Origin of the sequence: Streptomyces sp. NPDC053560 (assembly GCF_044544605.1) — a bacterium.
Lineage (GTDB): Bacteria > Actinomycetota > Actinomycetes > Streptomycetales > Streptomycetaceae > Streptomyces.
Window position 1 is genome coordinate 141,565 of the sequence record NZ_JBITXI010000008.1, and the last position, 17,425, is coordinate 158,989.

Annotated in this window: 18 protein-coding genes; 13 read left to right on the top strand and 5 right to left on the bottom strand. The window is 72.0% G+C overall.

Translation table 11 applies throughout. The features are described from left to right. Nucleotides 1-22 precede the first annotated feature (22 nt). From ACIGQF_RS20355 to ACIGQF_RS20370, 4 genes are all read right to left on the bottom strand, one after another. Complete coding sequence (locus tag ACIGQF_RS20355; RefSeq protein ID WP_399711903.1) at nucleotides 23-811, bottom strand: enoyl-CoA hydratase; 789 nt, start codon at nucleotides 809-811, stop codon at nucleotides 23-25. Further along, nucleotides 804-2,054, bottom strand: a complete 1,251-nt coding sequence (locus ACIGQF_RS20360) for a CaiB/BaiF CoA transferase family protein (RefSeq protein ID WP_399711906.1) — start codon at nucleotides 2,052-2,054, stop codon at nucleotides 804-806. Before ACIGQF_RS20360 ends, ACIGQF_RS20355 begins: the two co-directional genes overlap by 8 nt. A 122-nt stretch (nucleotides 2,055-2,176) precedes the next feature. Further along, the gene (locus ACIGQF_RS20365) at nucleotides 2,177-3,100 is read right to left on the bottom strand and encodes a glycosyl hydrolase family 18 protein (protein ID WP_399711908.1); all 924 of its coding nucleotides are present in this window, start codon (nucleotides 3,098-3,100) and stop codon (nucleotides 2,177-2,179) included. A gap of 130 nt (nucleotides 3,101-3,230) precedes the next feature. After that, complete coding sequence (locus ACIGQF_RS20370) at nucleotides 3,231-4,016, bottom strand: IclR family transcriptional regulator (RefSeq protein WP_399711910.1); 786 nt, start codon at nucleotides 4,014-4,016, stop codon at nucleotides 3,231-3,233. 183 nt (nucleotides 4,017-4,199) lie between these two features. Here ACIGQF_RS20370 and ACIGQF_RS20375 point away from each other — a divergent pair, with 183 nt between their 5' ends. From ACIGQF_RS20375 to hxlB, 5 genes are all read left to right on the top strand, one after another. After that, nucleotides 4,200-5,522 carry an MFS transporter gene (locus tag ACIGQF_RS20375; RefSeq protein ID WP_399711912.1) on the top strand — a complete coding sequence of 441 codons (1,323 nt, stop codon included), beginning with the start codon at nucleotides 4,200-4,202 and terminating at the stop codon, nucleotides 5,520-5,522. A 7-nt stretch (nucleotides 5,523-5,529) separates the two neighbouring features. Beyond that, nucleotides 5,530-6,324 (top strand): fumarylacetoacetate hydrolase family protein, encoded by a 795-nt coding sequence (locus ACIGQF_RS20380; protein ID WP_399711914.1) that lies wholly within the window; start codon nucleotides 5,530-5,532, stop codon nucleotides 6,322-6,324. Nucleotides 6,325-6,355: 31 nt separating this feature from the next. Further along, a complete protein-coding gene (locus tag ACIGQF_RS20385) occupies nucleotides 6,356-7,336 on the top strand; it encodes a sugar kinase (RefSeq protein WP_399711916.1) in 981 nt (326 codons plus the stop codon). Nucleotides 7,337-7,376: 40 nt separating this feature from the next. Then, nucleotides 7,377-8,003, top strand: a complete 627-nt coding sequence (locus ACIGQF_RS20390) for an orotidine 5'-phosphate decarboxylase / HUMPS family protein (protein ID WP_399711918.1) — start codon at nucleotides 7,377-7,379, stop codon at nucleotides 8,001-8,003. A gap of 62 nt (nucleotides 8,004-8,065) precedes the next feature. Next, nucleotides 8,066-8,644 (top strand): 6-phospho-3-hexuloisomerase, encoded by a 579-nt coding sequence (hxlB, locus tag ACIGQF_RS20395; RefSeq protein ID WP_399711920.1) that lies wholly within the window; start codon nucleotides 8,066-8,068, stop codon nucleotides 8,642-8,644. Nucleotides 8,645-8,721: 77 nt separating this feature from the next. Here the strand turns inward: hxlB and ACIGQF_RS20400 are convergent, their stop codons facing one another. Next, entirely contained in the window at nucleotides 8,722-9,720 is a 999-nt protein-coding gene (locus ACIGQF_RS20400) for an aldo/keto reductase family protein (protein ID WP_399711923.1), read from the bottom strand. Nucleotides 9,721-10,024: 304 nt separating this feature from the next. On the opposite strand from ACIGQF_RS20400, the gene ACIGQF_RS20405 reads away from it, so the two are divergent. The 8 genes from ACIGQF_RS20405 (at nucleotide 10,025) to ACIGQF_RS20440 (ending at nucleotide 17,238) form a co-directional block, all read left to right on the top strand. Next, a complete protein-coding gene (locus tag ACIGQF_RS20405; protein ID WP_399712599.1) occupies nucleotides 10,025-11,296 on the top strand; it encodes an acetyl-CoA carboxylase biotin carboxylase subunit family protein in 1,272 nt (423 codons plus the stop codon). Nucleotides 11,297-11,358: 62 nt separating this feature from the next. Continuing rightward, a complete protein-coding gene (locus tag ACIGQF_RS20410; protein ID WP_399711925.1) occupies nucleotides 11,359-13,425 on the top strand; it encodes a CocE/NonD family hydrolase in 2,067 nt (688 codons plus the stop codon). A gap of 42 nt (nucleotides 13,426-13,467) precedes the next feature. Continuing rightward, nucleotides 13,468-13,668 carry a hypothetical protein gene (locus ACIGQF_RS20415; RefSeq protein ID WP_399711927.1) on the top strand — a complete coding sequence of 67 codons (201 nt, stop codon included), beginning with the start codon at nucleotides 13,468-13,470 and terminating at the stop codon, nucleotides 13,666-13,668. Further along, nucleotides 13,665-14,123 (top strand): MrpF/PhaF family protein, encoded by a 459-nt coding sequence (locus ACIGQF_RS20420; protein ID WP_399711929.1) that lies wholly within the window; start codon nucleotides 13,665-13,667, stop codon nucleotides 14,121-14,123. The genes ACIGQF_RS20415 and ACIGQF_RS20420 overlap by 4 nt, the downstream gene beginning before the upstream one ends. Next, nucleotides 14,116-14,397, top strand: a complete 282-nt coding sequence (locus ACIGQF_RS20425) for a Na(+)/H(+) antiporter subunit B (protein WP_399711931.1) — start codon at nucleotides 14,116-14,118, stop codon at nucleotides 14,395-14,397. The genes ACIGQF_RS20420 and ACIGQF_RS20425 overlap by 8 nt, the downstream gene beginning before the upstream one ends. Further along, nucleotides 14,394-15,134, top strand: a complete 741-nt coding sequence (locus ACIGQF_RS20430; protein ID WP_399711934.1) for an MnhB domain-containing protein — start codon at nucleotides 14,394-14,396, stop codon at nucleotides 15,132-15,134. Before ACIGQF_RS20425 ends, ACIGQF_RS20430 begins: the two co-directional genes overlap by 4 nt. Further along, the gene (locus tag ACIGQF_RS20435; RefSeq protein ID WP_361562115.1) at nucleotides 15,131-15,481 is read left to right on the top strand and encodes a sodium:proton antiporter; all 351 of its coding nucleotides are present in this window, start codon (nucleotides 15,131-15,133) and stop codon (nucleotides 15,479-15,481) included. The genes ACIGQF_RS20430 and ACIGQF_RS20435 overlap by 4 nt, the downstream gene beginning before the upstream one ends. Then, entirely contained in the window at nucleotides 15,478-17,238 is a 1,761-nt protein-coding gene (locus ACIGQF_RS20440; RefSeq protein WP_399711936.1) for a complex I subunit 5 family protein, read from the top strand. Before ACIGQF_RS20435 ends, ACIGQF_RS20440 begins: the two co-directional genes overlap by 4 nt. Nucleotides 17,239-17,425 lie beyond the last annotated feature (187 nt).

Sequence of the window (17,425 nt, forward strand, 5' to 3'; positions counted from 1 at the left end):
GCGCCGCGGCGGCAGGGGCGCCTCAGCGCCCCGTCCACCGCGGCGGCTCCTTGCGCAGGAACGCCTCGACGCCGTGGTGGAAGTCCGCGCTGCCGAACACGGTGGAGACGATGTCGTCACCGTCGGGCACGGCAGCCCGGCGCAGCCGCGCCACCGCCTCCTTCGCCGCCCACATCGACAGCGGGGCGTGCGCCACGAGCGTGCGTACGGTCTCCTCGACGGCCTCCTCCACCGTGTCGTCCGCGCACACCCGGGTGACGAACCCCGCGGCCGCCGCCTCCTCCGCGTCCAGCAGCCGGGCCCGCAGCAGCAGATCGAGCGTGCGCCCGCGGCCCAGGTGCTGGACCAGGAGCGACACGGTGTTCATGGACAGGCAGTTGCCGAGCGTCCGGGCGATCGGCGCGCCGAAGCGCGCGGCAGGTGTGGCGATGCGCAGATCGCAGACGGCCGCGAGGATCAGGCCGCCGCCGACACAGGGGCCGGTGACCACCGCAACGGTCGGCACGGTGACCGACTCCAGCCGGTCCACGACCTCGGTGATCCCCGCTTCGTACGCCACACCGTCCTGTCCGTCCCGGAACTCCCGGAACTGGCCGATGTCGGTACCGGCCACGAAGGCCTTCCCGCCGGCGCCGCGCAGCACCAGCACGCGGATGCCGTCCTCGCCGTCGGCCCGCTCGCAGGCCTTACGCAGCCCCTCGTACATCCGCCACGTCATGGCGTTGTGCTGCGCGGGCCGGTTGAAGGTCACGGTGAGCACCGGCCCGCGCCGGCCCACCAGCAGCTCGTCGTCCGGGGCCGTCTCATCCATCGCCGCGCTCCTGCCCGTCGTCGTCGCCGTGGTCCGGACCGTGCACGACCCCGGCCGCCACCAGCGCACTGATCCGCTCCGCCGGGTACCCCAGGTCCGCCAGCACCTCGGCGGTGTCCGCGCCGAGTACCGGTCCTGCCGTGTCCCGGCGGGTCGGGGTCGCGGAGAACCGCATGGGGGAGCCGAGCTGCCGCACCGGCCCCAGCAGCGGATGGCCGGCGTCCCACAGGAAGTCGCGCTCGGCCAGGTGCCGGTCCGTGAAGACCTGGTCGGTCGTCGAGATCGGCGCGCACGGCACCCCGGCCGCGTCCAGCCGACCGACGATCTCCGCGCTGTCGAGCGTCGCGGTGACGGCCTCGATCGCCGGGATCAGTGTGTCGCGGTGCGCGTGGCGGTCGGTGGTGGTCGCGTACCGGGGGTCGGCCAGCAGCTCTTCCAGCCCGAGCGCGGTGGCGAAGTCCTTCCAGGTCCGCGGCGTGATGGCACCGACCGTCACCCAGCCGTCCCGGGAACGCACCGCCTGGTACGGCGCGTTGGTCTGGTGCGCGGACCCCATCCGCTGTCCGGCCTCACCGGTCGCGAAGTAGCGGCCCGCCTCCCAGATGGTCAGCGACACGGCCGATTCGAGGAGCGACACGTCGATGTACTGCCCCTCGCCGGTGACGTCCCGGGCCCGCAGTGCGGACACCGCCGCCAGCGCGCCGTACAGCCCGCACACGAGATCGCACACCGGGATCCCCGCCTTCACCGGACCGCTGTCCGGCTCACCGGTGATGCTCATGATCCCGGACCGCGCCTGCGCCATGATGTCCAGCCCTGGCAGGTGGGCCAGCGGCCCGTCCTGGCCCCAGCCGGACGCGGAGACGTACACCAGCCGCGGACAGTCGGCACGCAGGTCGTCGTAACCGAGGCCGAGCCGCCGCATCGCGCCGGGGCGCAGGTTCTCCACCAGCACATCGGCGTTGCCGGCCAGATCCCGGAGCAGTTCGGCGCCCTGCGGGGCCTTGAGATCCACCGCCACCGAGCGCTTGTTGCGATTGAGCCGTACGAACGGCGAGCTCTCCGGCCCGACGAACGGCCCGTTGGCACGCGTGGGATCGCCGGTGCCGGGACTCTCCACCTTGATCACCTCGGCGCCGAGGTCGGCGAGCTGCATGGCCGCGAACGGGGCGGCCATGTACGCACCGATCTCGACGACCCGTACGCCGCTGAGCGGGGCTGTGCCGTCCGGGGAGGGGGGCATGCGCTACCTGCCTCTCAGCCGGGCCCGGCCCGGCGGTACGGTCGGTTCTGCTGCGCCGTCCCGTGTCTACAGTCGGCACAACCCCGAGGCAAGAGGGCGGTGTTGCCCGAGTTCCGGGCGGTTCAGCGGAACAGCGCGCCCGCCACCTCCGCCGCCCACTGCCACGGTGCCGCCGTGGCGCCCGGCTCGGAGTTGAAGTACTCCCAGCCGGCGACTCCGCCGAAGCCGCTGTACTTCGCGCGGAGATCCGCCACCGTCCGGGTGAGGGCCGGCACGTCGACGTAGCCGTTGCCGTTGCCCGGGGAGGTCAGTGCGCCGGCGACCACCTTGTCGGCGGGGATCAGACCGCGGCCGACGATCGCGTCGTAGTCGCGGGTGGCGGTCATGCTGCCCCAGCCGTTGTAGAACTGGGCGTTGAACCAGGCGATGTCGCCGCCGCGGTCCCGGTACAGCTGCTCGTAGTCGAAGCCGGAGAGGTTCCCGCCGCCGCCGAGAGCGCTTGCCACCGGCGCGAGCGTGATGAGGAAATCCGGCCCGAAGTCGGCGCGCAGCGCGTCGATGACCCGCTCGATCCCGGCGAGCGACATCCGCTCCTCGACATCGAGGTCCACGCCGTCCAGGCCGTAGGCGCGCAGGAAATCCCGCAGCAGCGGATAATACTTACTGAATTCGGAGTCCAGCCGTTGGAAGCTGCCCGGTGCCGCGCCGCCCAGCATCGCGAGCACGCGTACGCCCTGCCCCTGCATCGTCTTCAGGTCCCGCCACATGGGGGCGAACTTCGCCGCCTCCGGCGGATCGTCGTTGAGGTGGACCGGCGCGTACGGGCCATTGACGTCGTTGAGGTGAACTGCCGCCACCAGGAGGTGTGTTGTGCCCGTACCGTGCTCGGTGAGGCCGAGCGGGGAGACGTACGTGCCGTTCGTGTACTGCGTCTGGTAATAGACGGCGAGCCGCCGGCCCGGCGCGATGGAACCCGCCGCCCACGCCGGTGTCGCCGCGGTCATGGACAGCGCCATGGACGCGAGGAGTACGCCACGTCTGGTCATGTGCATCGGGTATCTCCCTCTTTCCGGACGAACACGGGCCGGGCCGCGGGCAATTCTGGCGAGGGAGGAATGCCGAAGGCCAGACCCCGGCGGCTACTAATGCGCTTTAGTAGCCGCCGGGCGTGGTGGCTCAGAAGGGCCGGGGCGGGAGCAGTACGGCGAGTTCCTGGGCCGCGCTCACCAGGGCGGGGCGGAACGCCAGGAGTTCGCCGAGCGGCATGCGGAAGGCGGGGGCCGCGATCGAGAGCGCGGCGTGCGCGACGCCGTCCGGACCGAGGATGGGGACGCCGAGCGCCCGGATCCCGGGCTCGTGCTCCTCGTCGGCGACCGCGTGCCCCTGGGCGCGTACCGCCTCGATCTCGGCCCGGAACGCGGCGCGGTCGGTGAGGGCGTGCGGACCCAGCGCGGTCAGTTCGACGTTCTCGACGAGCGCCTCGCGCACCTCGGGCGGGGCGAACGCGATCAGTACCTTGCCCATCGACGTGCAGTGGACCGGGCCGTGCTTGCCGGGCTCGCCGCGCACGCTCACCTGCTGCGGGCCTTCCACGTGGTGGATGTAGAGCTGTTTGTCGCCGTCCAGTACCGACATCAGGACCGCTTCCCGGCAGGCCTCGGCGAGCCTGCGCATCACCGGCAGCGCGACGCCCGTGAAGCCGTGCGCGTGCGAGACCCGCTGGCCGAGCTGGTACACCCGCAGGCCGAGCGTGTAGTGCTTCGCGCGGGCATCGAACTCCACGAAGCCGTCCCGGGAGAGGGACTTCAGTAGCCGGTAGCACGTGCTGGTCGGGAAGCCGGAAGCGCGGGCCAGCTCGGAGAGGGTGACGCCGGCCGGGCGTTCGCCGAGCAGGGTGAGGACGTGCAGGGCCTTGCCGACCATGTCGGACGGCGGAGCGGGGGAGGGGGCACTGGCGGACATGCCGCCAGTTTCGCACATCGTTTCTCGCATCGCGGCAAGGTTTTCTTCCATGCGGAAACAATCCGTTGACAGGCAGAAACGCGCCCGTCATTCTCTTTTTCAGCTTGCGGCATCTCTTGCCGCATCGTGGCAAAACTACTGCTCTCTCTGCCCACCTGCCGTCTCGGGAGAAAGGCCTCCTGGATGTCGACCCCGCCTCCGGCCGCCGCCCCGGCGCCCGCCGCGGCCCTCAGCCGCCGGCGCTGGACCCGGCTGATGCCCGTGGTCTTCGTGACCTACAGCTTCGCGTACCTGGAACGCTCCAACTTCTCCGTGGCCGCCGCCGGCGGCATGGCCGACGACCTGCACATCACCGGTTCGGTCTCGGCCCTGCTCGGCTCGCTGTTCTTCCTCGGCTACTTCGCCTTCCAGATCCCCGGCGCCATCTACGCCGAGCGGCGGAGCGTCAAACGGCTCATCGTCTGGTGCCTGCTGCTGTGGGGCGTGCTCGCCACCGCCCAGGGACTCATCCCGGACGTACGCGTGCTGATGGTGGTGCGGTTCCTGCTCGGCGTCTCGGAGGCCGCCGTGCTGCCCGCGATGGTCATCCACATCACCCACTGGTTCACCTCCCGCGAGCGCGGCCGCGCCAACACCTGGCTCATCCTCGGCAACCCCGCCACCGTCCTCTGGCTCACCGTCGTCTCCGGCTACCTCGTCGAATGGGTCGGCTGGCACGGCATGTTCATCGCCCAGGGCGTCCCCGCGCTGATCTGGGCATTCGTCTTCCACAAGACCATCGACGACCACCCGCGCGATGCCAAGTGGCTCACCCCCGAGGAGCGCACCGACCTCGAAGGCGCGCTCGCCGCCGAACAGCGCCGGCTGCCGCCCGGCGCCGGCGGCTACCTCGCCGCACTCCGCTCCCGCAACGTCCTCCTGCTCTCCCTCCAGTACTTCCTGTGGAGCCTCGGCGTCTACGGCTTCGTCTTCTGGCTGCCCTCCATCGTCCGCGCGGGCAGCGACGAGGGCATCGGCCTCACCGGACTGATCTCCGCGCTGCCGTACCTCTTCGCCTGCGCCGCGATGCTCTGGAACAGCCGCGCCTCGGACCGGGCCGGCGCCCGCAACCGGTACGTGTGGCCCTGGCTGCTGCTCGGCGCCGCCGGCTTCTACGGCTCCTACCTCCTCGGCGACGCCTTCTGGCTCTCCTATCCGCTGCTCTGCCTCGCCGCCGCCGGCATGTACGCGCCGTACGGCCCCTACTTCGCCACCATCCCCGAGCTGCTGCCGCAGAAGCTGAGCGCCGCCGCCGTCGGCCTCATCAACTCCTTCGGCGCGCTCGGCGGCTTCGCCGGCAGCTACCTGATCGGCACCCTGAACGACGTCACCGGTTCCACCGCCGCCTCGTTCCTCACCATGGCCGGCTGCCTGGTCCTCGCCGCGCTGCTGATGTTCGCGGTACGGGCACCCCGGAGTCCAGCGGTCCCGGAGCCCCGGCCCGTCCCCACTCCGAAGGACGCCTGACAGCAGCATGCGCATCGCTCGAATCGCCCACGCCGGCGGCACCGCACACGCCGTACTCGACGGAGACACCGCCGACCTGGTCGCCGACCCCTTGACCGGCCCTTCAGCGGCCGGGGGAGCGGCGGACGGCGCCGCCGGCCGGGCGCTCGTACGGCTCGGCCGCCGCCTCCCGCTCGCCGAGGTCCGGCTGCTCAGCCCCGTCGAGCCGCGCACGATCGTCGGCATGGCCCACAACACCGGTCCGGCCGACCGTGCCCTGCCGCCGCAGGCCTTCCTCAAACCCGCCCGCTCCGTCATCGGCCCCGGTGAGCCGGTGCACCTCCCGGACAGCATCGGGCGCGTCGACGCCGAGGCCGAACTCGCCGTCGTCCTCGCCGCCTCGCCCGCCGGACACACCCCCGACACCGTCCTGCGGACCGTCTTCGGCTGGACCGTCGCCAACGACATCACCGCCCGCGATCTGCAACGCAGCGACCCGCTGTGGACCGCCGCCAAGGGCCGGCCGGGCTTCACCCCGCTCGGCCCCTGGATCGAGACCGCCCTGCCCGCACCCGACGACACCGAGGTGGCCCTCACCCTCGACGGCGTACCCCTGCGCCCCGCTTCGACGGGCGGGCTCGCCCGCTCGATCACCGAAATCCTCTGCTACGTCGGTGAGTTGCTGCCGCTCGGCCCCGGTGACGTCGTCCTCACCGGCGCACCGGGGGAGTACGGCCCGCTCGTCCCCGGCGGCCGCGCCGACGCCACCGTCGCAGGCATCGGCACCCTGACCACCCCCGTACGCGCCGGAGGCCCCCGATGACCACCACTCTCGTACGCGCCGGAGGCCCCCGTTGACCCCCACCACCACTCCCGCAGCCCGGGCCCGGCTCGACGCGGTCACGTTCGGGGAGGTCATGGGGATGCTCGTCGCGGCCGACGCCGGACCGCTGGCCGACGTCACCCACTACACCCGCTCCCTGGCCGGCGCCGAGATCAACGTCGCCACCGGCCTGGTCCGCCTCGGCCACACCGCGGGGTGGGTGGGCCGCGTCGGCGACGACCCGCTCGGCGCCCACGCACGCGCGGCACTGCACGCGGAAGGCGTGGACACCCGCCAGGTGACCGTGGACCCCGAGGCCCGTACCGGCTTCCAGCTCAAGAGCCGCGTCCTGGAGGGCGACCCGGAGGTGGTGTACTTCCGCAAGCACTCCGCCGGCAGCCGCCTCGCCCCCTCCGAAGCCGCCGACGCCTACGTACGCGATGCCCGCCACCTCCACCTGACCGGCATCCCCGCCGCCCTGTCACCCACGGCCCGCGCCTTCACCCACCGTGCACTGGCCGCCGCCCGTGACGCCGGCCGCACCGTCTCCTTCGATCCGAACCTGCGGCCGGCGCTCTGGCCGGACCGGGCCGAGATGGTGCGGACCGTCAACGACCTAGCGGTGCGCGCGGACTGGGTGCTCCCCGGGCTGAGCGAGGGCCGGCTCCTCACCGGCGCGCGGGAACCGGCCGACGTGGCCCACTGGTACCTGGAGCGCGGCGTCCGCCGTGTCGTCCTGAAGGACGGCGCCCGCGGTGCCACCCTGTACGACGCCACGGGCGGGACCTGGGCGCAGCCGGTGTTCCCGGTCCGGGCCGTGGACACCGTGGGGGCGGGCGACGGTTTCGCGGCCGGGCTGATCAGCGCCCACCTGGACGGCCTCGGCCCGGCGGAGTCGCTGGTGAGGGCCGCCGCCGTGGGCGCGCTCGCCACCACCAGCCACGGCGACCGCGACGGCCTGCCCACCCGCGCCCGCCTGGAGGCCTTCCTCCACTCCCGTGCCGCCGCCTGACCCGCCCCGAAGTACTCGCGAAAAACTAGGAGTTGGCCCCATGGCCGTACAGCTGCAGATCGCCCTGGACCGGATGCCGCTGGCACGGGCGGTGCGGATCACCGAGGCCGTCGCGCCGCACACCGACTGGATCGAGGTCGGCACCTCGCTGATCAAACACTTCGGGATGCGGGCCGTGACCGAGGTCGCCGCGGCGGCCGGGCCCGTGCCCGTACTCGCCGACCTGAAGACCGCGGACGACGCGGTGTTCGAGTTCACCCTCGCCTACGACGCGGGCGCCGCCTCCGCGACCGTCCTCGGCACGGCCGCTGACGCCACCCTGGACGCCGCCGTACGCGTCGCCGCGGAGCGCGGCACCGAGACCGTGGTCGACCTGATGCAGACCACCGAGGAGCGGCGGGCAGCGCTCGCCGCGCGGCTGCCCGCCCATGCCGTGCTCGCCGCGCACGTCGGCAAGGACGCCCAGCGCACCGGCGGCAACCCGGCCGACCTCCTGGGGGACTGGCGGCACGGCCGCCGGGTCGCCGTCGCGGGCGGCCTGACCGCCGCCGATCTGCCGGCCTTCACCGGCCCCGACCCCGTACGCGTCATCGTCGGCTCCGCCGTGACGGCCGCCGGCGACCCCGAAGCGGCGGCCCGCTCCCTCGCCGCGGCCGCCGGCCGCTGACCCACCGACCCACCCACCGCTCAAGCCCACCCCACAGGCCCACCACCCAAGGAACCCTCACCATGGCCGACCGCCCCGAACTCCCCACCACCGCAGCCCTGCTGGACACCGTGCAGGACGAGATGCGCGGCGTGCTCGGCGCCGTCGACACCGCCTCGCTCGACACGCTCGCGACCGTACTCCTGTGCGCCCGCCGCGTCTTCGTCGCCGGCGAGGGCCGCTCCGGCTTCATGGCCAGGGCCTTCGCCATGCGGCTGATGCACCTCGGCCTGAACGTCCACGTCATCGGCGAGACCACCACCCCGGCCGTCGGCGACGGCGACACCGTCGTCGCCGTCTCCGGCTCGGGCACCACCGCCGGCACGGTGCGGGTGGCCGAACAGGCCGTCAAGACCGGCGCCGAGGTGCACGCCGTGACCACCGCGCCGGACTCCCCGCTCGGCTCCCTCGCCGCCACCGTCCTGCTGCTGCCCGCCGCGACGAAGTACCGCCGCGCCGGCGAGGCCGCCAGCGTCCAGCCGCTGTCCAGCCTCTTCGACCAGGCGACCCATGTGACCCTGGACGTGGTGGCCCTCCGCCTCGCGAACCTCCTGGAGGTGGACAACGACCGCGCCCGCGCGGCCCACGCGAATACCGAATGACCGGCAACACCGCAGAACCGGCGGCGACGGGCGCGCACTCGCGGTGCGCGCCCGTACCTCTGTCGTGACAGCCGCGCTCAGTCGTTGGCGGGATTGCCCGCCGTCAGTGCCGGGTCCCGGGTCGCCACCGGGGCCAGGATCTCCTCCATGGCCTTGAGCAGATCGGCCTCCAGCCGCACGCCGGCCGCCTCGACGTTCTCCGTGACCTGCTCGGGCCGCGAGGCACCGATGATCGCGGCGGAGACATTGCGGTTCTGCAGCACCCACGCCACGGCCAGCTGCGCGAGCGAGAGCCCCGCGTCCTCCGCGAGCGGCCGCAGCTGCTGGACCCGCTCCAGCACCTCGTCCCGCAGCCAGCGCGCGACGAACGTCGCACCGCCCTTCTCGTCCGTGGCCCGCGTCCCCGCCGGCAGCGCAGCGCCCGGCAGGTACTTGCCGGTCAGCACGCCCTGCGCGATCGGTGACCACACGATCTGGCCGATGCCCAGCTCCTCGCTCGCCGGCACCACCTCCGCCTCGATCACCCGCCACAGCGCCGAGTACTGCGGCTGGTTCGAGATGAACGGGATCTTCAGCTCGCGGGCCAGGGCATGTCCCGCGCGCAGCTGGTCGGCGGTCCACTCCGACACACCGATGTAGTGCGCCTTGCCGGAGCGGACCACGTCGGCGAAGGCCTCCATGGTCTCCTCCAGCGGTGTGGAGTGGTCGTACCGGTGCGCCTGGTACAGGTCGACATAGTCGGTGCGCAGCCGGCGCAGCGACCCGTCGATCGACTCCATGATGTGCTTGCGGCCCAGCCCCCGGTCGTTCCGGCCGGTGCCGGTCGGGAAGTAGACCTTGGTGAAGATCTCCAGGCCCTCGCGCCGCTCGCCCTGGAGCGCGGTGCCCAGCACCGACTCGGCCCGCGTCTCCGCGTAGACGTCGGCGGTGTCGAAGGTGGTGATGCCCGCGTCCAGTGCGGCACGGATACAGGCGGTCGCGGCGTCCTGCTCCACCTGCGAGCCGTGCGTCAGCCAGTTGCCGTACGCGATCTCGCTGATGGTCAGGCCACTGCGGCCCAGGCGGCGGTATTCCACGGTGTCAGCTCTCCATCCATCGGACGTGAAGTCCCTGCGGGGACCATCCTGCCCCGCTTCGCCCCGCCCATCCGGTACGCCCCGGCGATCACATCCGGCCACAGGAGTTTCCCGCGTGCCTGCATGACTCCGGCGTGCTGGGTACCCGGCGGACCGATCCCCGGGGCAGGCGCGTGGCGCGCCGGTCTTCACGCGTGCCTGCCATGACGCGGACCGCGTGCGCACGGTGGAAGGACGGGTGACCGGGCCCCGCGGCCGGACTGAAGGAGGTCCCTTGATCAGGAAGAATATCTTTGTCGTCGGTATGGACGAGGGAAACCGGAAGGAACTGGAAGCCGTTCCCGACGTCGCCGAATACGCTTTTCACGGCCTGCTCGCCCCCGAAGAACTGCAGGAGGGGGAGGTGTCCGTGCCGGAACTGCTGGAAAAGGCGTACGGAATTCTGGACGCCTTCGAGGGCAGCATCGACGCCATCGTGACCTATTGGGACTTCCCCGGCTCCACCCTCGTCCCGATCCTCGGCGAGCGGTACGGCACCCGCCACACCTCCCTGGAATCCATCGTCAAGTGCGAGCACAAGTACTGGAGCCGGCTGGAGCAGCAGAAGGTCATCGACGAGCACCCGCGCTTCGGCCGGGTGGACCTCACCGCCGACCACCCGGAACCGCCCGAGGGCGTACGGTTCCCGATGTGGCTCAAGCCCGCCCTTTCCTATTCCTCGGAGCTCGCCTACGGCGTCAAGGACGAGGCGGAATTCCAGGAGGCGGTCGAGAAGATCCGGCAGGGCATCAGCCGGGTGGGGCGTCCCTTCGAGTACATAATGGGCCAGCTGGAGCTGCCCCCGGAAATGGCCGGGGTCGGCGGCCAGGTCTGCCTCGCCGAAGAGGCGATCGAAGGAATTCAGGTGGCCGTGGAGGGCTACGTCCGCGACGGTGAGGTCACCGTGTACGGCACGCTGGACTCCATCAATTACCCGGACAGCTCCAGCTTCCTCCGCCACCAGTACCCGTCCACCCTGCCGCCCGAGGTCGTCCAGCGGCTGCGGGTCGCCAGTGAACGGGTGATGCGGCAGATCGGCATGGAAACGGCGACCTTCAGCATCGAATTCTTCTACGATCCGCACACCGACCGGATCAACCTGCTGGAGATCAATCCCCGGCACTCCCAGTCGCACGCCGAGCTCTTCCACTACGTACACGGCGAACCGAACCACCACGTCATGATCGCCCTGGCCCTCGGCAAGGACCCGGGGTGGACGCCCGGACCGGGCCCGTACCGCATGGCCGCCAAGTGGTACTACCGCTGGTTCACCGACGCGGTGGTGAAGAACGTGCCCACCCCGGCGGACATCGAGCGCATCGAACAGGAGATCCCCGGCGTCCAGATCGAGATGGTGCCGGAAGAGGGCAGGCGCCTCTCCGAGAGCTCGCAGCAGGACAGCTACAGCTGCGAGCTGGCACACATCGTCACCGGCGCCGACAGCGTCGCGGAAATGACCGAGAAGTACGACCGCTGCGTGGCCGCCCTCAACCGGCACTTCGAGGGCACCCCGCCGCCGGCGACCACCGCCGCCTGAAGACCAGGCCCGTCGGCACGGCGAGCGCACACCGGCACATCGGAAAGGAGCACGGCAGCCGCATGCAGTACGTGAGCGACCTGCCCCACGCGACCAAACAAGAGCACCACGTCGCGATCCCCATGCCCGACGGCACCCGGCTCTCCGCACACATCTGGCGCCCCGTCACCTCCGACGGGGAGCCGGTGCCGGCCGTCGTCGAGTACATCCCTTACCGCAAACGCGACCTGACCTCCGTCCGCGACTCGGTCCACCACCCCTACCTCGCCGGCCACGGCTACGCCTGCGTCCGTGTCGACCTGCGCGGCACCGGCGACTCCGAAGGAGTCCTGCTGGACGAGTACCTGGAACAGGAACAGGCCGACGCCGAAGAAGTGCTCGCCTGGGTCGCCGACCAGCCCTGGTGCGACGGCAGCACCGGCATGATGGGCATCTCCTGGGGCGCCTTCGCGGCGCTCCAGGTCGCCGCCCGGCAGCCCGCGAGCCTGCGCGCCATCGTCATCGCGTCCTTCACCGACGACCGGTACAGCGACGACATGCACTACATGGGCGGCACCCTCCTCTCGGACAACCTCGCCGAGGCCGGCACCATGTTCGCCTACGCCACCTGCCCGCCCGACCCCGCCGTCGTCGGCGACCGCTGGCGCGACATGTGGCACGAACGCCTGGAGGCCACCCGCCCCTGGGCCCTGGAATGGCTCCGCCACCAGCGCCGCGACGACTACTGGCGGCACGCCTCGGTCTGCGAGAACTACGACGCCGTACAGGTGCCCGTACTGGCCTCCAGCGGCTGGGCGGACGGCTACTCCAACGCCGTGAGCCGCCTCCTCGGCAACCTCGACGTACCCCGCAAGGGACTCATCGGCCCCTGGTCGCACAAGTTCCCCCACCTCGGCGAGCCCGGCCCCGCCATCGGCTACCTCCAGGAAGTCGTGCGCTGGTGGGACCACTGGCTCAAGGGCGCCGACAACGGTGCCATGGACGGCCCCATGCTCCGCACCTGGATGCAGGACAGCGTGCCACCCTCCACCGCCTACGAGGAGCGCCCCGGCCGCTGGGTCGGCGAACCCACCTGGCCCTCCCCGCGCATCCAGCAGACCGTGCACCCCCTCACCCGGCACCGCATCGGCCCGCCCGACGAAGACGCCGCGGCGGACGGCACCCGGGACGAAGCCCACGACAATGCCGTACGGGGCGACGCGCTGACCGTCGAATCGCCCCTCTCCGTCGGCCAGTTCGCCGGCAAGTGGGCCTCCTACAACGCACCCCCGGACCTCCCCTACGACCAGCGCGAGGAGGACGGCGGCTCGCTCGTCTTCGACAGCCCCCCGCTCAACGAACACCTGGAACTCCTCGGCACCGCCACCGTCGAGCTGGAGGTCTCCGTCTCCCAGCCGGTCGCCATGGTCGCCGCCCGGCTCTCCGACGTCGCCCCCGACGGCAGCGCCACCCGCGTCACCTACGGCCTGCTCAACCTCACCCGGCGGGACGGCACCGGCACCCCCCGGCAGCTCGAACCCGGCCGCCGCTACCGCGCCACCGTGCAGCTCAACTCCATCGCACAGGCATTCCCCGCCGGCCACCGCCTCCGCCTCTCCCTCTCCACCTCCTACTGGCCACTGGCCTGGCCGCCGCCCCGCCCCGTCCGGCTCAGCGTCTACGAAGGCACCAGCGCCCTCACCCTGCCGGTACGCCCCAACGACGTACCCGACGACGTACCCGAGCCCGCGTTCGGCGAGCCCGAAGGCACACCGCCGATCCCCACCACCCAGCTGCTCCCCGCCGAACAGCGCTGGGACGTCAAACGCGACCTGGTGAACTACCACAACGCACTGGAGATCGTGAAGGACGCCGGCCTCGTCCGCTACGAGGAAGCAGGCATCGACGTCGGCCGCCGCGCCTACGAGCGGTACACCTCCGTCGCCGACGACTTCTCCTCCGTACGCGGCGAGACCACCTGGACCATGCGCTTCCGGCGCGACGACTGGGACGTCCGCATCGTCACCAGCCAGGCCCTCCGGTCCGACGAGGACAGCTTCCACATCGACGCCACCCTCGACGGCTACGAAGGCGACCGCCGGGTCTTCTCCCGCACCTGGAACGAGACCGTCCCGCGCGACTCCCTGTGACACCGGGTACCCGGGCAGCGCGTCGACGGTGAAGGGGCGAACATGCGGTGTTTTGATGGCAGCATGGCGCGGCGCCGGATGCGGGACACGGTCGAGGTGGCGGTGTGGTGGGCCGCCCTCCTCGCCCTGTGGACCGTCCTCATCAGCACTGTCGGCACACTGGAGCTCCTGGTCGGGGCCGCAGTCTCCCTCGTGGGCGCGGTCGCGGCCGGAGCCGCCCGGCGGGCGGTGACCGGCCGGTGAACGGCTGGCTCGCGGCCGCCGCCGCCCTCATGGCACTCGGCGTCACCCCCGTCCTGTGGTACGCCGCCACCGGACCACTGCGCCGCCGCGTCGCCGCACAGAACACCGGCACCCTCCTCGTCTGCCTCGTACTCCTGCTGCTCGCCCGCGGCTACGACCGGCCCCCCTACACCGACGTCGCACTCGTCGTCGCCCTCCTCGGCCCCGTCGGCACCCTCGTCTACACCCGGCTGCTCGGCCCCGAAATGGGCGACGACCCCCAGCAGGGCCCCCGCACCACCGCCTTCGCCGTGGCCGCCACCCTCGCCGTCCTGCTGCCCCTGTGCCTCGCCGAGCCCCCCGGCCGCTCCCTGATCAAACTCCTCGTCATCGGCGCCCTCCTCGTCGGCGGCAACCTCGTCTCCGCCAAAGCCCTGGCCGGCGCCCGCCCCAAGGAGGCGGACGACCGTGGCTGACCTGCTCATCGCCCTCGCACTGCTGCTCGTCGCCGCGGCCGCCACCGCCGCAGTCGCCGTACGCGAACCCGCCCGCCAGGCCCTCGCCCTCTCCCTCCTCGGCCTCACCCTCACCCTCCTCTTCACCGTCCTCCAGGCCCCCGACGTCGCCCTCTCCCAACTCGCCGTCGGCTCCGCACTCACCCCCCTGCTCATCCTCCTCTCCGTACGCAAGGCCCGCCGCCGCTCCCTCGACCAGGTACGCGCCGAACAGGAAGCGGAGGAGCGGCCATGAGCCGACGACAGCGGTTGTGGGTACTCCTCCTCGGCCTCGCCGGCGTCGCCGCACTCCTCGTCGCCGCCGCCCTCCGGATCCCCGCCTTCGGCACAGACCACCACCCCTACGGCGACCGCGCCGTCCACGAAGCACTCGCCCGGCACACCGCCAACGCCATCGCCGCCGTCAACTTCGACCAACGCGCCTTCGACACCCTCGGCGAGGAATCCATCCTCTTCGCCGCCGTCCTCGGCACCGTCGTCCTGCTCCGCCAGGCCCGCGACGAACACCAGGTCGCCCCCGCGCCCGCCCGCGTCTCCGCACCCGTACGCCGCTACGCGCTCGTCCTGCTCCCCGTCACCCTCGTCACCGGGCTCTACATCGTCGCCCACGGCCAGCTCACCCCCGGCGGCGGCTTCCAGGGCGGCGTCGTCGCCGCCACCGCCCTCCACCTGCTCTACATCGCCGTGGACTACCGCGCACTCGAACGCATCCGCCCCCTGAGCGTCTTCGAAGTGGGCGACGCGGCAGGCGAAGCCGCCTACCTGATCACCGGCGCCGCCGGACTCCTCGCGGGCACCGCCTACCTCACCAACGTCCTGCCCTTCGGCACCCTCGACTCCCTCGCCTCCGGCGGCACCGTACCCCTGCTCAACGCCGCCATCGGCATGGAAGTCGCCTGCGCCGTCGTCGTCCTGCTCGCCCGCTTCCTGGACCAGGCCGTCGAGATCGAAGAGGAAGGCGAACACTCATGATGGACGTCCTGCCCTACCTAGTCGCAGCGTGGATCTTCCTGGTCGGCTGCTACGGCCTCGCCACCAGCCGCAACCTCATCCACGCCGTCGGCTGCCTCGCCGTCTGCCAGGCCGCCACCTACGTCCTGCTGCTCGCCGTCGGCTACCGCGACGGCGGCACAGCCCCCGTCTTCGCCGACATCGCACCCCACTCCCGCCCCGTCGTCGACCCCGTCGTCCAGGCCCTCGCCCTCACCGACGTCGTCGTCGGCGCCACCGTCACCGCGCTCCTCCTCGCCCTGGTCATACAGGTCGCCAAACGGCACCACACCCTCGACCCGGACGAACTCTCGGAGCTGCGCGGATGAACCACCTGCTGCCGCTCGTCATCGCCACCCCACTCCTCGGCGCCGCCCTCCTCGTCGCCGCCGGCCGCTTCGTCCCCCGCCCCGCCGCCGAAGCCCTCGCCTGCGCCTTCACCGCCGCCACCGCGGCCCTCGCCCTCCACCTGCTCCTGCACGCACCCGCACCCGTCATCGAATGGCTCGGCGGCTGGACACCCCGCAACGGACACAGCGTCGGCATCGTCCTCCACGCCGACCACCTCGCCCTCGGCATGGCGGCCCTCGTCTCCCTCCTCGTCCTCGCCGTCCTCGTCTACTCCTGGCGCTACTTCGACGAACCACCGCGCAAACACGCCGGCTCCTTCCCCGCCCTCGTGCTCCTCTTCCAAGCCGGGATGTGCGGCTTCGTCCTCACCGGCGACCTCTTCAACGCCTTCGTCTTCTTCGAACTCATGGGCGTCGTCGCCTACGCCCTCACCGGCTACCGCATCGAAACCGCCAAAGCCGTCCAGGGCGGTCTCACCTTCGGCGTCGTCAACTCCCTCGGCGCCTACGCCATGCTCATGGGCATCGGCCTGCTCTACTCCCGCACCGGCGAACTCGCCATGCGCCACATCGGCGCCGCACTCGACGCCCGCGGCGCCCCCGACGCACTCGTCCTCGCCGCCTTCGTCCTCCTCCTCACCGGACTCCTCGTCAAGGCCGCCGCCGTCCCCTTCCACTTCTGGCTCCCCGACGCACACGCCGTCGCCCCCACCCCCGTCTGCATGCTGCTCTCCGGCGTCATGGTCGAACTCGGCCTCTACGGCACCGCACGCGTCTACTGGACCGTCTTCGCCGGCCCCGGCGGCATCCCGCCCGAAGCCGTCACCCGCACCCTCCTCACCTTCGGCGTGCTCTCCGCCACCGTCGGCGCACTCATGTGCTGGTACCAACGCCACATCAAGCGGCTGCTGGCCTACTCCACCGTCGCGCACACCGGCCTCTTCCTCATCGGCCTCGCCCTGCTCACCCCCGAAGCCACCGGCGGCACCGCCCTCTACCTCCTCGGCCACGCCGGAGTGAAAGCCGCGCTCTTCGCCTGCGCCGGCATCCTCCTCGACCGCTACGGCTCCATCGACGAGTACGCCCTGCACGGCCGCGCCCGCGAACTCCGCCTCACCGCCGCCTACTTCACCGCCGGCGGACTCGCCCTCGCCGGACTGCCACCGTTCGGCACCGGACTGGGCAAGGCCGTCACCGAGGAAGCCGCCGGATCCTGGCTCACCGCCCTCTTCGTCCTCGTCTCCGCCGTCACCGGGGGAGCGGTACTCCGCGTAGCCGCCCGTGTCTTCGTCGGCCACGGCACCCCGCCCGCCCACGAGGAGGAGCGCGAGACCAGCGGCGAAGGCGAACAACCCGAAACCGAGCAGCAACTCACCCGGGTACCCGCCACCATGCTCGCCGTCCCCGGCCTCCTGCTCGCCGGCGCCCTCCTCACCGGCCTGCTGCCCGCCCTGCACAGCGCGGTGGGCAGCGCCGCCGACGAAGCCCTCCCGGGCGTCACCGTGGCCCTCACCCCACCGCACTGGTCGGCCGCCGGCCTCCTCCTCGGACTGCTCTCCGCCGCCGTCGCCGCCGGCCTCGCCACCCTCGCCGTACGCCGCCCCCAGCACACCCGCAGCCGCCACTGGCTCGACCCCCTCCGCCTCCTCCACTCCGGCCACATCGGCGACTACATCGCCTGGACCCTCGCCGGTACCACCCTCCTTGGCGCCCTCACCTCGACCGGCCTCCTCTGACCCCTTCAGCCGGTTGCCGGGGTCTTCACGCTTCCATACGCAGCAGGTGCTGCCCGCCCGGAGCCAGCGGGAGCCGCCGCGGCCTTGCCCGCAGCGCAGTACGACTCGGCCAGGCACGCGAAGCCGACGCCGGCTGGTCACTTCCCAGGTCCTGCCGCTGAGTTCGGCGCGTGTGAGCTCGACGGAC

Coding starts and splice junctions, on each gene's coding strand:
- ACIGQF_RS20355 (WP_399711903.1), bottom strand. CDS start 811: ATGGATGAGACGGCCCCGGACGACGAGCTGCTGGTGGGCCGGCGCGGG.
- ACIGQF_RS20360 (WP_399711906.1), bottom strand. CDS start 2,054: ATGCCCCCCTCCCCGGACGGCACAGCCCCGCTCAGCGGCGTACGGGTC.
- ACIGQF_RS20365 (WP_399711908.1), bottom strand. CDS start 3,100: ATGACCAGACGTGGCGTACTCCTCGCGTCCATGGCGCTGTCCATGACC.
- ACIGQF_RS20370 (WP_399711910.1), bottom strand. CDS start 4,016: ATGTCCGCCAGTGCCCCCTCCCCCGCTCCGCCGTCCGACATGGTCGGC.
- ACIGQF_RS20375 (WP_399711912.1), top strand. CDS start 4,200: ATGTCGACCCCGCCTCCGGCCGCCGCCCCGGCGCCCGCCGCGGCCCTC.
- ACIGQF_RS20380 (WP_399711914.1), top strand. CDS start 5,530: ATGCGCATCGCTCGAATCGCCCACGCCGGCGGCACCGCACACGCCGTA.
- ACIGQF_RS20390 (WP_399711918.1), top strand. CDS start 7,377: ATGGCCGTACAGCTGCAGATCGCCCTGGACCGGATGCCGCTGGCACGG.
- hxlB (WP_399711920.1), top strand. CDS start 8,066: ATGGCCGACCGCCCCGAACTCCCCACCACCGCAGCCCTGCTGGACACC.
- ACIGQF_RS20405 (WP_399712599.1), top strand. CDS start 10,025: ATGGACGAGGGAAACCGGAAGGAACTGGAAGCCGTTCCCGACGTCGCC.
- ACIGQF_RS20410 (WP_399711925.1), top strand. CDS start 11,359: ATGCAGTACGTGAGCGACCTGCCCCACGCGACCAAACAAGAGCACCAC.
- ACIGQF_RS20415 (WP_399711927.1), top strand. CDS start 13,468: ATGCGGTGTTTTGATGGCAGCATGGCGCGGCGCCGGATGCGGGACACG.
- ACIGQF_RS20430 (WP_399711934.1), top strand. CDS start 14,394: ATGAGCCGACGACAGCGGTTGTGGGTACTCCTCCTCGGCCTCGCCGGC.
- ACIGQF_RS20435 (WP_361562115.1), top strand. CDS start 15,131: ATGATGGACGTCCTGCCCTACCTAGTCGCAGCGTGGATCTTCCTGGTC.
- ACIGQF_RS20440 (WP_399711936.1), top strand. CDS start 15,478: ATGAACCACCTGCTGCCGCTCGTCATCGCCACCCCACTCCTCGGCGCC.